General features: G+C 72.3%; 13 protein-coding genes. 2 read left to right on the forward strand and 11 right to left on the reverse strand.

Annotation, left to right across the window (positions count from 1 at the left end):
• Nucleotides 1-10 precede the first annotated feature (10 nt).
• From OHU74_RS12875 to OHU74_RS12920, 10 genes are all read right to left on the reverse strand, one after another.
• On the reverse strand, nucleotides 11-1,543 hold the full coding sequence (locus OHU74_RS12875) for an alkaline phosphatase family protein (protein WP_371616020.1): 1,533 nt from the start codon (nucleotides 1,541-1,543) through the stop codon (nucleotides 11-13).
• A 146-nt stretch (nucleotides 1,544-1,689) separates the two neighbouring features.
• Entirely contained in the window at nucleotides 1,690-2,766 is a 1,077-nt protein-coding gene (locus OHU74_RS12880) for a 2-aminoethylphosphonate ABC transporter substrate-binding protein (RefSeq protein WP_371616021.1), read from the reverse strand.
• 60 nt (nucleotides 2,767-2,826) lie between these two features.
• The gene (locus tag OHU74_RS12885) at nucleotides 2,827-3,624 is read right to left on the reverse strand and encodes an ABC transporter permease (protein ID WP_371616022.1); all 798 of its coding nucleotides are present in this window, start codon (nucleotides 3,622-3,624) and stop codon (nucleotides 2,827-2,829) included.
• Entirely contained in the window at nucleotides 3,611-4,594 is a 984-nt protein-coding gene (locus tag OHU74_RS12890) for a 2-aminoethylphosphonate ABC transporter permease subunit (protein ID WP_371616023.1), read from the reverse strand. Before OHU74_RS12890 ends, OHU74_RS12885 begins: the two co-directional genes overlap by 14 nt.
• Nucleotides 4,587-5,636 (reverse strand): ABC transporter ATP-binding protein, encoded by a 1,050-nt coding sequence (locus OHU74_RS12895; protein WP_371616024.1) that lies wholly within the window; start codon nucleotides 5,634-5,636, stop codon nucleotides 4,587-4,589. Before OHU74_RS12895 ends, OHU74_RS12890 begins: the two co-directional genes overlap by 8 nt.
• A complete protein-coding gene (locus tag OHU74_RS12900) occupies nucleotides 5,633-6,376 on the reverse strand; it encodes a phosphonatase-like hydrolase (protein WP_371616025.1) in 744 nt (247 codons plus the stop codon). The genes OHU74_RS12895 and OHU74_RS12900 overlap by 4 nt, the downstream gene beginning before the upstream one ends.
• 5 nt (nucleotides 6,377-6,381) lie before the next feature.
• Nucleotides 6,382-7,512, reverse strand: a complete 1,131-nt coding sequence (locus OHU74_RS12905; protein WP_371616026.1) for a TIGR03364 family FAD-dependent oxidoreductase — start codon at nucleotides 7,510-7,512, stop codon at nucleotides 6,382-6,384.
• 147 nt (nucleotides 7,513-7,659) lie between these two features.
• The gene (locus OHU74_RS12910; protein WP_371616027.1) at nucleotides 7,660-8,433 is read right to left on the reverse strand and encodes a GntR family transcriptional regulator; all 774 of its coding nucleotides are present in this window, start codon (nucleotides 8,431-8,433) and stop codon (nucleotides 7,660-7,662) included.
• A gap of 48 nt (nucleotides 8,434-8,481) precedes the next feature.
• Nucleotides 8,482-9,258 (reverse strand): hypothetical protein, encoded by a 777-nt coding sequence (locus OHU74_RS12915; protein ID WP_371616028.1) that lies wholly within the window; start codon nucleotides 9,256-9,258, stop codon nucleotides 8,482-8,484.
• Nucleotides 9,259-9,685: 427 nt separating this feature from the next.
• A complete protein-coding gene (locus tag OHU74_RS12920) occupies nucleotides 9,686-10,786 on the reverse strand; it encodes an ROK family protein (RefSeq protein ID WP_371619666.1) in 1,101 nt (366 codons plus the stop codon).
• Between the two features lie 76 nt (nucleotides 10,787-10,862).
• On the opposite strand from OHU74_RS12920, the gene OHU74_RS12925 reads away from it, so the two are divergent.
• Both OHU74_RS12925 and OHU74_RS12930 read left to right on the forward strand, forming a co-directional pair.
• On the forward strand, nucleotides 10,863-11,984 hold the full coding sequence (locus OHU74_RS12925) for a Gfo/Idh/MocA family oxidoreductase (RefSeq protein WP_371616029.1): 1,122 nt from the start codon (nucleotides 10,863-10,865) through the stop codon (nucleotides 11,982-11,984).
• A gap of 85 nt (nucleotides 11,985-12,069) precedes the next feature.
• Nucleotides 12,070-13,356 carry an ALF repeat-containing protein gene (locus tag OHU74_RS12930; RefSeq protein ID WP_371616030.1) on the forward strand — a complete coding sequence of 429 codons (1,287 nt, stop codon included), beginning with the start codon at nucleotides 12,070-12,072 and terminating at the stop codon, nucleotides 13,354-13,356.
• A gap of 90 nt (nucleotides 13,357-13,446) precedes the next feature.
• Here OHU74_RS12930 and OHU74_RS12935 read toward each other — a convergent pair whose 3' ends face one another.
• Nucleotides 13,447-14,304, reverse strand: a complete 858-nt coding sequence (locus OHU74_RS12935) for a fumarylacetoacetate hydrolase family protein (protein WP_371616031.1) — start codon at nucleotides 14,302-14,304, stop codon at nucleotides 13,447-13,449.
• Between the last annotated feature and the right edge of the window lie 21 nt (nucleotides 14,305-14,325).

Consider the following 14,325-nt stretch of genomic DNA (forward strand, 5'->3'; position numbering starts at 1 on the left):
GAAGGTCCCGTCAGCCGAGCTTGACGTTGTCGACGGTCCAGTACCAGTTGTTGCTGCCGGCGTAGCGGAAGCGGACCTGGACGTCGGTGGCGCCCGCCGGGACCTGGAGCGCGATCGACTCGGACTTGGCGACCGCGTCGGCGGTGTAGCTCTTGACGACCGACGGGGTGCCGCCGTTGTAGGAGACCAGGACCTGGGCGGTCTGGCCCGCCTCGTGGTGGTAGTGCGTCTGGAAGGTCAGGTTCTTCACCGAGCCGCCGGTGACCGGCCACTTGGGGGTGATCAGGGTGGAGTCGTAGGAGCCTGTGTGGCTCTTGTCGTCCCACTCGTCGGAGTCGGCGACGGCGAACACGTCACGGGAGCGGACGTTCAGCTCGCGCCACTGGTCGCGCTGCGACTGGCTCCAGAACTCGTCGGTGGCGAAGGCCCATCCGGCCCACTCGGTGACACCGCCCGTGCCCATCTTGGAGTTGTCGATCGACCAGCCGGCCGGCGGGGTGTGCGTGAACCCCTTGGTGGCGGCCGGGATGCCCGTCTCGTCCACGCGCGCCTGGAGGACCGGGCGCAGGGTGTCGAAGGGGTCGTTGTCGTCCGGGGCGTCCAGCGGGATGCCGTCGATGGCGGAGCCGGCCGGGACCCCGACCTGGGACAGCGCGGTCGCCGCCACGTCGACGAGCTTCACGTCATTGCGTACCGAACCGGCCGCGATGCCCGCGCCCTTGGCGATGACGAAGGTGCCGCGCTCCTGGATGGTGGAGCCGCCGTGGCCGCCCGCGTCGGTGTGGCCGTGGTCGGTGGTGACCAGGATCTTCCAGTTCTCCTGCCCGTACGTGGGGCGCGCCTGGACGGCGGTGAGGAGCTGGCCGATCAGCTTGTCCACGCGGCCGATCGTGTTCAGGTACTCCTGGCTCGCGGCGCCGGAGGCGTGGCCCGCGTGGTCGATCTCGCCGAAGTAGACGAAGGCGGCGTCGGGGTTCTGGTCGCGGAGTTCGGCGGCGGCCGCGGCGGCGATCTTCGGGTCCTCGCTGCCGTAGCCGTCGCGGTCGCCCTTGAGGCTGAGCCGCTTGTCGACCTTGGCCGAGAAGATCGGGCCGTTCTGGTCGGTGGAGGTGATGGGCTCCCAGTCGGCGGCCGCGTAGGTGTTGAGCTCCGGCTTCGCGTTCTCGATGCGGGTCAGGAAGTCCGGGTAGGCCGTGTAGTTCTTGCCCGTGAAGGAGTTGTCCTTCACCCCGTGCTTGTCGGGCCACACGCCGGTGGCGATGGTCGACCAGCCGGGGCCCGAGGAGGTGGCGGCCATCGGGTTCGCGTACAGGGTGCTGCGTGCGGTCAGGCCCTGGGCCATCAGGCCGTTCAGGTTGGGCGCGTCGGCGGCCTTGACGCGGTCCAGGACCGTTCCGTCGATGCCGATCACGAGGACCTTGTTGGTGGTGGCGGCCTCGGCGGCGGCGGGTGCGGCGGTGGCCGCGGCGCCGAGGGTGGTGGCGAGCAGGGCCGTGGCGGTGGCGGCCACGGCGAGGGCGCGTCCTGACAGGACAGTGGGCACGTACTCCTCCGGGAGTAATCGTGGGAGAGGACTCAGGGGGACATACCTCGGGTCCGGACCGAAGGTGCGGTCTTCGGTCCAGACCCGTTATGCAAGCGTCACTATCCCGGTCGTGGGTGACCGGGAGGCGACCAGTCGGCTGCCGGTCAGCTTCCGGTCGCCGACTTCCACGCGTCGACGTAGCCGGTGAGGTTCTTGTCGATATCGGTCCAGTCCGGCTCGAAGATCTCGACACCGGTCAGGATCTTGGTGAGTTCGACGGCGTTGGCGTCGGTGGGCTTGACGTCCGTGCGGGCCGGGAAGCCGCCGCCGACCGAGCTGACCAGCTTCTGGGCGTCCTCGCTCAGCATGTAGTCGAGGAGCTTCTTGCCGTTCTCGGTGTGCGGGGCCTTGTCGACCAGGCCGGCCGCGTACGGGAGGGCGAAGGTGGTGGGCTTGCCGCCGTCCTTGGCCGGGAACCAGATGCCCAGGTTCGGCATGGACTTGGACTGCGCGAAGTTCATCTGGACGTCGCCGTTGGCGACGAGCAGCTCGCCCTTGTCGGTCTTGGGCGCGAGCTTGGAAGTGGAGGAGGACGGGCCGACGTTGTTGGCCTGGAGCTTCTTCAGGTACTCGTTCGCCGGCTCCTTGCCGCCGAAGTCGTGCATCGCCTTGATGAGCACGGCGGTGCCGTCGCCCGCGACGCCCGGGGTGGAGTACTGCAGCTTGCCCTTGTACTTGGGGTCCAGCAGCTCTTCCCAGGTCTTGGGGGCCTCGGCGAGCTCCTTCTTGTTGTAGACGAAGCCGAAGTAGTTGTTGACGACCGAGGTCCACTTGCCGTTGGCGGCCTTGTCGGCGCCGTTGACCTTGTCGGAGCCCTGCGGGGTGTAGGCCTGGAGCAGGCCCTTGCCGTCGGCCTGCTGGATGAAGGGGGGCAGGGTGATCAGCAGGTCGGCCTGCGTGTTGGTCTTCTCGCGGACGGCGCGCTGCACCATCTCGCCCGAGCCGCCCTCCACGTACTTGACCTCGATGCCGGTCTTCTTCGTGAACTCGGCGAAGACCTTGTCGTACCAGCCGTCGCCCTTCTCGCTCTTGAGGCCGTCGGCGCTGTAGACGGTGACGATCTTCTCGCCGCCGTCCTTGGAGTCGGCGGAGGAGGAGCCGCCGCACGCGGTGAGACCGGCGGCGAGGGCGAGGCAGCCGGTGACGGCCGCGGTGACGCGCAGGTACTTGTTGCTGGGCATGGAACTTCCTTACGGGGAAAGGGAGTCAGCGGGGATTTCAGCGGGTGGAGCGGCAGGGGTTCAGCGGTACGTGGCCTTGGTGCGGACACGTGAGACGGCCAGGAGGACCAGCAGGGTGGCGGCCATCAGGACCACGGCGACGGCGGAGCCGCTGAAGAGCGAACCGCGGTCGGTGGCGGTGAAGATCCGGACCGGGAGGGGCATCCAGTCCGGCGGGTAGAGCATCATCGTGGCGCTCAGCTCGCCCATGGACAGGGCGAAGCAGAGTCCGGCGGCCGCGGTGAGCGACGGCAGCAGGAGGGGGAGCTTGACCCGCCACAGTACGTACGCGGGGCCGGCGCCCAAGGAGGCCGCCGCCTGTTCGTACGCGGGATCGAGACGCACGATGGCAGCCGAAACCGACTGGTAGGCAAACGCCGTGACAAGAATCGTGTGCGCCAGGATCACGATCGAGCTGGTGCCGTTGAGCAGCAGCGGGGGCTTGCTGAAGGCGACGAGCACGGCGAGGCCGACGACCACGGACGGCACGGCGACCGGCAGCATGAACAGCGCGTCCAGGGACCGCTTGCCGCGCCTGCGCAGCCCCGCGGCGGCGAGCGCCGCCCAGGTGCCGACGGTGAGCGCGAGCAGGCTGGCGACCAGGGCGGTGACCAGGGAGGTGGTCAGGGCCTGGAGGGATTCGCCCTGCACGGCGGCGGCGTAGTTCCCGGTGGTCGGGCCGGAGGGGAAGGCCCCGGACCAGTGGGTCGAGAAGGAGGCGGCCACCACCACGAGCAGCGGCAGCGCGAAGAGCGGCAGGAAGAGGAGTCCGAAGAGGCTCCAGGCGGCCCAGCGGCCGGCCTTGCTATGCACCAGCACGCTTGCTCACCACCCGGTAGAGGCCGAACAGGCCGACGGAGATCGCGATGTTGACGACGGCCACCACGCAGGCGGCCGAGTAGTCGGATTCCAGGATCGCCTTGCCGTAGATGAGCATCGGGAGCGTGGTGACGTCCTTGGCTCCGGTGAACAGGACGATCCCGAACTCATTCAGGCACATGACCAGGACGAGGCTGCCACCGGCGGCGAGCGCCGGGAGGGACTCGGGGAGGATCACCCGCCGGACGATCCGGGCGGGTTTGGCGCCGAGCGAGGAGGCCACTTCCAGCTGTGCGGTGTCCAGCTGGGAGAAGGAGGCCAGCAGCGGGCGCATCACGAAGGGGGTGAAGTAGGTGATCTCCGCGAGGAGGACCCCCCACGGGGTGGCCAGGAAGTGGAAGGGCCCGTCCGTGACTCCGAAGACGTCGGTCCACAGCCCGTTGGCCATGCCCACCGTGCCGTAGACGAAGAGGAGGGCGAGGGTGATGAGGAAGGAGGGGAAGGAGAGGAAGACGTCGATGAACTTGGCCACGGCGCGCGCCCCGGGGAAGGGGACGAAGGCGATGACCAGCGCGAGCGCGAAGCCGAGGACCAGGCAGCCCGCGGTGGCGCCGACGGCCAGCCACACCGTGGTGCCGAGGGCTTCGCGGAAGGAGTGCGAGGCGAAGACGGAGGCGTAGGCGTCGAAGGCCCCGCCGCCGTTCTCGGGGCTGAGCGACTGCTGGACGACCAGCGCGAGGGGGTAGAGGAAGACGGCGGCGAGCACGGCCACGGGAGGCACCGCCCACAGCCAGCCGGGCACGGTACGGGGCCCTCGTGCGGCCTGGGCCGCAAAGCCGCCCGGGGATCCGGCCGGGGGTTCGGGCTCGCCCGGGGCAAGGCTTCGTACCTGCTGGTGGGGAACGGAGACAGCCTCGGGTTCGGCTGTCGGATCCGGGGGGCGGTGGGCCGTTGCCGGGTGGTCAGCCATCGGATACCCCCGCGGACAGCAGGACCGCGTCCCTCGGCTCGAAGTGCAGGGTGACGTGGTCGCCCAGGGCCGGGGTCTCGCGGAGTTCGGGCAGGTCCGCCTTGACGCGGTGGCCCTCGATGTCCACGTAGAGGCGGTGCGTGGAGCCGCGCCACTGGACCTCGGTGATCGTGCCGGACAGGGCGTTGGGTCCGGCGCCCAGGCCGAGCAGGTGCGGGCGTACGCACAGGGTCGCGCTGGCGCCCACGGCCGCGCGGCCGGGGTCGAGGGCGAGCGGGTGCCCGGCGAACAGCGCCCCGCCGTCGGCCACGGTGACCGGCAGCAGGTTGGCGTTGCCGACGAAGGAGGCGGTGAACTCGGTGCGCGGGGCCCGGTACAGCTCCTGCGGGGTGCCGCAGTCCTGGAGGCGGGCCTGGTCCATGACCGCGATCCGGTCGGCCAGGGTCAGCGCCTCGACCTGGTCGTGGGTGACGTAGAGAATCGATACTTCTGGCAGTTCGCGGTGGAGCCGGGCCAGTTCGGCGAGCATCCCGGAGCGCAGCTGCGCGTCGAGCGCGGACAGCGGCTCGTCGAGCAGCAGCACCCCGGGACGGATGGCGAGCGCGCGGGCGATGGCCACCCGCTGCTGCTGGCCGCCGGAGAGCTCGCGCGGATAGCGCCTGGCGTAGGCCGCCATCCCGGTCATCTCCAGCGCCTCGGCGACCCGGCCGGGGATCTCGGCCTTGGGCGCCTTCTGCGCCCGCAGGCCGAAGGCGACGTTGTCGGCGACCCGCATGTGCGGGAAGAGCGCGTACTGCTGGACGACCATGCCGATGCCGCGCTTGTGGGGCGGCAGCGCGGTGACGTCCCGGCCGCCGATCAGCACCCGGCCCGAGGCGGGCCGCACGAAACCGGCGACCGCGCGCAGCGCCGTGGTCTTGCCGGAGCCGGAGGGGCCGAGCAGCGCCATGACCTCGCCCGGTTCCACGGTCAGGTCGAGCCGGTCCAGGACGGTGTTGCCGCCGTAGGCGACCGAGACCGCGTCGAAGCGGATGCCGCTCACGCGCCGGACTCCCGCTCCTGCTCGGCCAGGACCGCGGGAAGTTCGGCGACGGAGGCCAGGACGTGGGTCGCGCCGTGCCCGGTGAGGGCCGCGCGGTCGTGGGCGCCGGTGAGGACACCGGCCACGATCCCCGCGCCGGAGCGGACCCCGCTGAGCATGTCGTACGCGGTGTCGCCCGCGACCACGATCTCGCGCACGCCGTCCACGGCGCCCGTGCGCAGGAAGGCGGCCAGCACCATGTCCGGGTAGGGCCGGCCGCGGCCGCCCGCGTCGGCGGGGCACAGGGTGAGGTCGGCGAGGCCCTGCCAGCCGAGCGCGTCGAGGATGGCGTCCTGGGTGACGCGGGCGAACCCGGTGGTCAGGACCACGGTGCGGCCGTCGGCGCGGAGCTTCTCGATGGCCTCGCGGGCGCCGGGGATCGGGGCGATGAGGCCGCCGTCCACGAGCTCGCCGTAGGCCTCTTCGAAGGCGGAGTTGGCGCGCTGGGCGAGCTCTTCGGTCCCGAAGAGGTGGCGGAAGACGGAGATCTTCGACTCGCCCATGGTGTCGCGGACGTACTGGAGCTTCGTGTGGTGGTCGGCGCTGCCGGGCTCGACGCCGAGGCGTTCGGCGGCGCGCTCGAAGGCGCGCTCGACGAGGCCGCCGTCGGCGACGGTGGTGCCGGCCATGTCGAGGACGACCAGCCGGTGGGTCCGGGCGTCGGTGTGGGGGGTCGTCGCGTGGGGGGTGTTGTCGGTCATCGTGCTTACCAGCCCAGTTCGTTCGCGGTGGTCTCGGCTATGGCGGGCGAGCAGGTCATGCCCCGGCCGCCGGGTCCGGTCACCAGCCAGACGCCATCGCGCACCTGCTGGCGGTGGACGACGCGGGTGGTGTCGGTGCACTGCGCGTACACGCCCGCCCAGCGGTGCTGGATCTTGGGCAGCGGGCGGCCCAGGAAGGATTCGACCACCTCGGTGAGGTGCTCGTAGGGGTCTTCGAGGGTGTCGAACGCGAAGGGGTGCTCGTACTCGTGGGTGTCGCCGATGGTCAGTCCGCCGTCCTTGCGCTGGACCATCAGCAGCTGCATCTTGTGCGCGGCGGCGATCGGCGCCTGGGCCTGCTCGGCGTTGAGCTCGTCGAGGGCCCGGCTCTTGTACGCGGGGTAGTAGCGGAAGCTGTCGGCGTCGGCGACCGAGGTGGTCAGGGACTCGCCGAGGGGGGCCGTCTGCATCATCTGGAGGCGGACGCGGCGCACGGGCAGTTCGGGGGCCAGTTCGCGGACCAGGCCGGACAGCCAGGCGCCGGTGGCCAGGACGACGACGTCGCCGCGGTGGACGTCACCGTGGTCGTCGCGGACGGCGGGGCCGGCTCCGTCTTCCAAGACGTCGCGGACCTCGCGTCCCGGGAGGAAGGTGTAGCGGCCGGAGGCCTTGAGGGCTTCGCGCAGGTGGAGCTGGGCGGTGCGCGGTTCGACGGCCGCGTCCCGCTCGCACCACAGGGCGGCCTCGAACGCGCCGCGCAGTGCCGGGTTGATCGCCCGGGCCTCGGCGGCGGTGACCAGTTTGTAGCCGCGGGCGGCGGCGTCGGGGCGGGCGACGGCCGCCTCGGCGACCGCGTACTCGCGGGCGTTGCGCACGGGGGTCAGGGAACCGATGGCGCGGAAGCCCAGGCCGGGCACCCGCTCGCCGATCCCCTCCCAGAGCTCGCGGGCCCGCAGGGCGGTGTCGAGCTCCTCGCCCCCGGCCCGCCCGCTGACCCATATCTGGCCGAAATTGCGCAGTGACGCGCCCCGGGCCTCGGCCTCTCGCTCGATCTGGACGACCTCGTGGCCGCGTTCGACTGCTTGCCAGGCGTGCATGGTGCCTACCACGCCGCCTCCGACGACTATGACTCTCACGTCGTCCACGGTGTCGGCGGAGCGTGACCCGGGAGGATCCGGCGGGCGACCTCCCGGTGAACAGCCTCCAACGCTTGGACTAGACCCGTTATCATTACGTGATGTAGATGCGCCCTTTTTGGGGCGGGTTGGGGAGATTGACGGGGACTACTCGGGCCGCAGGTGGGTCGTGAAGCTGAACCGGTCGCCACGGTAGAGCGAACGCACCCGCTCCAGCGGCCGGCCGTCCTGGTCCCGCGAGAAACGGTGGATGAGCAGCATCGGGAGCGCCGGCGGGGTACCGATCAGCAGGGCCTCGCGCGGGGTGGCGAGGACCGTTTCCAGCTTCTCGTCCGCATCGCCGAAGGAGATGCCGAGGCTGTCGCGGAGGTATCCGTAGAAGGAGGAGTCCGGCTGGAAATCGATGTCGAGGCGGGGCGCGCGGGCGACCCGGAGGTACGTGCTCTCCAGCCCGACCCGCTCGTCGTCGGCGAGCAGCACCCGCTCCAGATGCCAGATCGGCTCACCGGGTTCGGCGCCGATTCCGGTGGCGACGTCGGGCGGGCAGGGGAACCGCTCCAGGCCGATCAGATTGCGGCCGGGCCGGCGGCCCTGGCGGCGCACGCCCTCGGTGTAACTCGCCAGCGACAGCGGCTGTTCGAGCTTGGCCCCGGCGACGACGGTGCCCCGGCCGGAACGGCGCAGCCGGCCTTCCAGCAGCAGCTCGCGCAGGGCCTGGCGGACGGTCTCGCGGGAGACCTCGTACTGCTCGGCGAGATCCCGTTCGGTGGGCAGCAGGCCGCCCTCGCCGAGCTCGTCGAGCAGCCCGGCGATGCGGGCCTTGACCGCGTAGTACTTGGGGATGCGCCCGTGCTCCGGAATGCCGGACCGGACGGGCAGGCCGGGCTGGTGGTGGTGCGCGTACTGGATCGGTTCTTCCACCCTCGGACTCTACGTGGACTGCGCGCGGGGGCTGCCGTCAGCCAGACGTCAGGAGGGGGTGGATCCGGCGGACTTGGCGCGCAGGCGGCGGGCGCCGAGGAGGAGTCCGCCGCCCGCGGCCAGGGCGGTCGCGGCTCCGGCGCCGTACGTCCAGGCCTCGCGGCTGCGCCCGGTCTGGGCCAGCGCTCCGGCTTCGCCGGTCTCGGCGTCCGGCCCCTGGACGTCGAAGCGGTAGCCGCCGGCCTCGCCGACCCAGTCGCCGTCGTCCCCCTTGCGCTGCACCAGGGCCGCGTCGGCGACGGCCTCGCCGTGCGGGGCGTTGGGGGCGAAGGCGAGGCGGACGGTGACGGTCAGGGATCCGCCGGGGCCGACGGCGAAGCCCGAGAAGGCGTCGCCGCCGTCGAAGACCGCGATGACCTCGTCCCGGTCGGTGTGCTCCAGGCTGACGGGGAAGGTGCCGGCGTGCGTGCCGGGGGCGTCGAACTCCATCCGGAAATGGGCCGGTCGCAGGGCGCGGGCCTTGTCGGTGAACACCACGACGGGGTGGATGGCCGTGCACTCGCTGCCGGTGGTGTTGGTGAGGTCGAGGTACCAGGTCTGCGCGTCGCCGCCGGTGCGGTACACGGCCGGGCCGCCGCGGATCCGCGCGCCGATGGGGAACTGCGCGCCCTTCCCGTCGCCGCAGCTGGCCTCCACGCGCGAGGGCAGCGCGGGGGCGGGGCGGGCCCCGCCGCCGGTGCCGATGTCCGCGGCCGCGGTGGGGGCGGTGGCCGCGGTGACGGCTACGAGGACGGCGGAGAGGGCAAGGGCTTTGCGCAGTCGCATGGAAGACCTTCGCTACTCACCGGACCGACGGACAGGACGATAGTCGGACGAGGCGACAATCACCCCGGCCCTGCCCGCACCCTCCCACGCGCCCGCGAACGCCTGTCCTGCGCCGCGCCTGGGTTGTTCTGGATTCCGCCCGTTTGGCCGATGGCTGGGCGTGGGGATGGGGGCCCGGGGTGCGGTGGGTCCGGGCGGGCGCAGCCCGGGTCTGTGGGTCCGGGCGCAGCCCGAGGCCCGTCCGGGCGCAGCCCGGGGGTGGGTCCGGGCGCAGCCCGAGGCCCGTCCGGGCGCAGCCCGGGGAACGGTGGAAGGGTGGGTAGGGGACATGCCCCGCAGGGCCGATCAGCCGCAGCCTCGCGCCGACCGGGCGGGGACGGCCCCGGCGGCCACCGCGAGCCGAGCCACGGCACGGCACGGGCACCGTTCAGCCCCCGCGCCCGAACAGCGGTGCCAGCACCAGCTCCGCCGCCCCCTCCGCCACGCCGACCCGCGCGAGTTCCACCCGTACGCCCTCGCCCTCGCCCTCACCGCCGGCCAGGGCAACGGACCGCGCCGCCAGCACCGCCCGGACCCCTTCCACGAACATCTCCGGCGCGGCCGCCACCACCCGCCCCCCGAGCAGCACGCGGTCCACGTCGAGCAGCGCCACCAGGTTCGCCGCAGCCTCCCCCACGATCCGGGCCGCCTCCTGCGGCCGGCCGGCCGCCACCGCGTCCAGGCAGAGCACCTCCGCGCACCCGTACCCTCCGCAGCGGCACGGCGGGCCGTCCAACCGCAGCACCTGGTGTCCGAACTCCCCCGCCGCCGAACGCCGCCCCCGGTACACCTCGCCGCCGCCGAGCAGCCGGAGCCCGGCTCCGAGTCCGGTGCCGACGTGTACGTACGCCACGGCTCCTTCGGAGTCGGCGCCCTCGGACCCGACCCCGGGGAGGGTGGCTGCCGCCACGCCCGCGTTGGTGTCCTTGTCCACCCGCACCGGGATTCCGAGCCGCCCCTCCAGTGCCTCCCGCAACGGGAACCCCTCCCATTGCGGATATCCCGTCACCCGCCCCAGCACCCCGCTGCGCCAGTCCAACGGCCCGGGCGCGGCCACGCCGACGCCGAGGAGCGGCCGGTCACCGCGTACCCGCGCGACCGCCCGTACCGCCTCCTCCAGTACCGCTTCCGGGCCCGCCCCGAAGTCCAGCGGGCCCCGCCACCGGGCGACGGCTCGGCCCGCCAGGTCCACCCGTACCGCCGTGGCCTCGTCGCGGTCCAGGTGCAGCCCGACCGCGTGGCGCGCCTCCCGGACCAGCCTCAGCAGGGTGCGCGGTTTGCCGCCCGTGGACGCCTCGCGCCCGGCGTCGGCCACCAGGCCCTCGTCCCGGAGCCGCGCCGTGATCTTGCCGACGGCCTGCGGGGTGAGCCCCGTACGGTCGGCGAGGTCGCCGCGGCCGAGCCCGACGGGGCCGGCTCCGCGCAGCAGGTGCAGCACCAGCGCGTCGTTGTGCCCGCGCAGCGCCGGCAGATTCACGCCGCTCCCCATGCCCCTGCTACCCCTGTCCACCTGCCCATTGTCCACCCTCCTTGCACTTAGGAAACACTGTTGCCAAAGTGGAGGCATGAACGACACCACCCCCTCCACTCCCACGACCCCCCTCCGCGTAGGACTCATCGGCTACGGACTGGCCGGTTCCGTCTTCCACGCCCCGCTCGTTTCCGCGACCGACGGCCTCGTCCTCGACACCGTCGTCACCTCGGACCCGGGCCGCGCGGCCCAGGCGCGCGAGGCCTACCCGGGCGTCCGCATCGCCGGCACCGCCGACGAGCTGCTCGCGCAGAGCCCCGCGCCCGACCTCGTCGTCATCGCCTCCCCGAACAAGACACACGTCCCACTGGCCACCGCCGCCCTCACGGCCGGGATCCCAGTGGTCGTGGACAAGCCGCTCGCCGCCACCGCCGCCGAGGCCCGCGAGCTGGCCGCGCTCGCCGACCGGACCGGGACCTTCCTGTCGGTCTTCCAGAACCGGCGCTGGGACAACGACTTCCTCACCCTGCGCCGCCTCCTCGCCGACGGCGAACTGGGCGAGGTCCAGCGCTTCGAGTCCCGTTTCGAGCGTTGGCGTCCGCAACTCAAGGGCGGCTGGCGGGAGTCCGGCGCCCCGGAGGAGATCGGCGGACTGCTGTACGACCTCGGCAGCCATGTCGTGGACCAGGCGCTGGTGCTGTTCGGGCCTGCCGTACGGGTCTACGCGGAGGCCGACGTGCGCCGGCCCGGCGCCGAGGCGGACGACGACACCTTCATCGCCCTCACGCACGCGAGCGGGGTCCGCTCCCACCTGTACGTCAGCGCGACCACCGCCCAGCTGGGGCCGCGCTTCCGCGTCCTCGGGTCCCGCGCGGGCTACGTCAAGTACGGCCTGGACCCGCAGGAGGGCGCCCTGCGCGAGGGGCTTCGGCCCGGCGACCCCGACCGTTCGTGGGGCGAGGAGCCCGAGCACCTGTGGGGCCGGCTCGGCTCCGGGGAGTCGCCGCTGACCGGCGGCGGGATCCCGGTCGCCACCACGCCCGGCGACTACCCGGCGTACTACGCGGCCGTGGCCGCGGCGCTGCGCGACGGCGGACCGGCCCCGGTCACGGCTCACGAGGCGGCGCACTGCCTGGACGTGCTGGAGGCGGCGCGCAAGTCGTCGAGGGACGGTGGCGTCGTGGAGATCCGTCCCGTTGTGTCCGATCCGCAATGAAAACTGGCCGAATGGGTACGGGAGTCGACCTATGGTTTGCTTAAGCGAAAGATCGTCGCATGTGTAAAGAGTGAGGAAGTCTTCCGTGAAGCTGCCCCGGGTCGCGTCGGCCGTCATCGCCGCGGCAATAGCCCCCGCCGTCCTGTTCTCCTCTCCGGCCTTCGCCACCGACGCCTCGTCACCCTCCGCTCCCCCGGCGCCTTCTGCACCGGACCAGGGTGCGACGGGGAGCGTCGGCACGAAGGACGGCGGTACGGAGAACGGCGGCGCAGGGAACGGCGGCGCCGGGAACGGCGGCGCGGGGAACGGCGGCGCCGGGAACGGCGGCGCGGGGAACGGCGGTGCCACGGAGGACGACGGGCAGGCGGCCAAGGACCGGGCTGCGATCGGGGCGATCCTCGCGGACCCGGAGACCGGCCCGGGTGTGCGCGCGGCGGCGGAGAAGGCGCTCAAGGGAACGGCCGCGGACATGCGGCACTTCCTTGAGGTCGTCCGGGCACAGCAGCAGTTCACGGACGACCGGGTGAAGGTCCTCCGGATCCACAGCGCCGGTGGCGTCGGCGTGAAGCGGGAGGCCGAAAGGGCCCTCAACGCGGGCACACAGGCCGCACTCACGGAGTTCCTCGAGAACGGGCAGCACGTGGCCCGCCTGGAGGACGACAGGTTCGCAATGCTGCAGATGCTGACCGGCGCCGGCAAGGGCATCACCGAACGGGTCAACTACCTGCTCAGCCACGGAACGCGGGAGCAGATCCGCGCGTTCGTCGAGACGGAGCAGCACTCGATCCGCGCGGACGACGACAGGGTCGCGATCCTGCGGATGCTGGAGGACGCGGGACCGAGCCTGAAGGCGGCCGTCCAGAGGCTTCTCGGCAGCAACCCCTCCCCCGCCCAGCTGCGCGAGTTCGTCACGACCACCCAGCACGGGCTGCGCGACCTGGACAACGAGCTCCTGATCGCCCAGATCTCGAGCGTCGGCGGACCCGAGGTGAGGAAGGCCGCGCGGGCGGCGATGCTCGGCACGCCCGAGGACCGCGTCGAATTCCTCAGGACCGGCCAGCACGAGGCGCGCGCGAAGGACAAGGCCGCCGAGGAAGCGGCCAACAAGCCGGACGGCGGCCAGGACGGGAGCCAGGACGAGGGCGACGGCAAGGGCGAGGGCGCGGGCGTCAAGCCGATCGTCGACAACAACGGCACCGCGCCGGGGACCGGCACCGGAAACCATGTGACCCCGGCGGGCGGTGCGTCCGGCAACCTCGCGAGCACGGGCGCGGGCGCCGAGAACGGCTGGCTCGCGGGCGGCGCCGCCACCGCGCTCGCGGCGGGCGCCGGCCTGGTCCTCGTCAACCGGCGCCGCCGGACTTCTCCGTAGCTCCTGTCGGCCTACGGGGGAGGGGCGGCGCCGTCGACGACGGCACCGCCCCTCCCCCTTGAGCTACGCGAACTGCTCGGGCTGCTCGAACTACGCGTCCTTGAACTCCTGGCGCTGACGGCCGAGGCCCTCGATCTCCACCTCGACCACGTCACCGGCCCGCAGGAACGGCTTCGGCTCCGGCTGGCCCGCGGCCACACCGGCCGGGGTGCCGGTGACGAGGACGTCGCCCGGGTACAGGGTCATGAACTGGCTGACGTAACGGACGACCTCGCCGACCGGGAAGATCTGGTCCGAGGTGTGGCCGTCCTGCTTGAGCTCGCCGTTGACCCACAGCTTCACGTCCAGGACCTGCGGGTCCGGGATCTCGTCGGCGGTGACCAGCCAGGGGCCGAGCGGCGTGAAGGTCTCGCAGTTCTTGCCCTTGTCCCAGGTGCCGCCGCGCTCGGTCTGGAACGCGCGCTCCGTCACGTCGTTGACCAGCACGTACCCGCCGACGTGGGCGAGGCCCTCCTCGGCCGAGGCCAGGTAGCGGGCGGTGCTGCCGATGACGACGCCGAGCTCGGCTTCCCAGTCGGTCTTGACGCTCTCGCGCGGGATCAGCACGGTGTCGTCCGGGCCGACCACGGTGTCGGAGGCCTTCAGGAACAGGATCGGCTCGGCCGGCGGCTCGGCGCCGACCTCGGCCGCGTGCCCGTGGTAGTTCAGGCCGATGCCCACGACCTTGCCTATGCGGCCGACCGCGGACCCGATGCGCAGACCTTCGGCGTCGAGCACGGGGAGGTCCCCGGCCGCGGCCGCTTCCCGTACTCGGGACAGCACGGAGTCGTCGGCGAGCAGCGCGCCGTCCACATCCGTGATCAGGCCGGACAGGTCCCGCAGGATGCCGTCCTGGTCGAGCAGCGCGGGGCGCTCCGACCCGACGGGTCCTACACGCAGCAGCTTCATGGGCATTCTCCCGTGGTCGTG

This window comes from Streptomyces sp. NBC_00454 (assembly GCF_041434015.1).
In the GTDB taxonomy this organism is placed as follows: domain Bacteria; phylum Actinomycetota; class Actinomycetes; order Streptomycetales; family Streptomycetaceae; genus Streptomyces.

Excerpts from the sequence above, each read along its gene's own strand:
- OHU74_RS12925 (WP_371616029.1), top strand. The coding sequence starts at position 10,863 with ATGAACGACACCACCCCCTCCACTCCCACGACCCCCCTCCGCGTAGGA.
- OHU74_RS12915 (WP_371616028.1), bottom strand. The coding sequence starts at position 9,258 with ATGCGACTGCGCAAAGCCCTTGCCCTCTCCGCCGTCCTCGTAGCCGTC.
- OHU74_RS12920 (WP_371619666.1), bottom strand. The coding sequence starts at position 10,786 with ATGGGGAGCGGCGTGAATCTGCCGGCGCTGCGCGGGCACAACGACGCG.
- OHU74_RS12890 (WP_371616023.1), bottom strand. The coding sequence starts at position 4,594 with ATGGCTGACCACCCGGCAACGGCCCACCGCCCCCCGGATCCGACAGCC.
- OHU74_RS12900 (WP_371616025.1), bottom strand. The coding sequence starts at position 6,376 with ATGACCGACAACACCCCCCACGCGACGACCCCCCACACCGACGCCCGG.
- OHU74_RS12880 (WP_371616021.1), bottom strand. The coding sequence starts at position 2,766 with ATGCCCAGCAACAAGTACCTGCGCGTCACCGCGGCCGTCACCGGCTGC.
- OHU74_RS12935 (WP_371616031.1), bottom strand. The coding sequence starts at position 14,304 with ATGAAGCTGCTGCGTGTAGGACCCGTCGGGTCGGAGCGCCCCGCGCTG.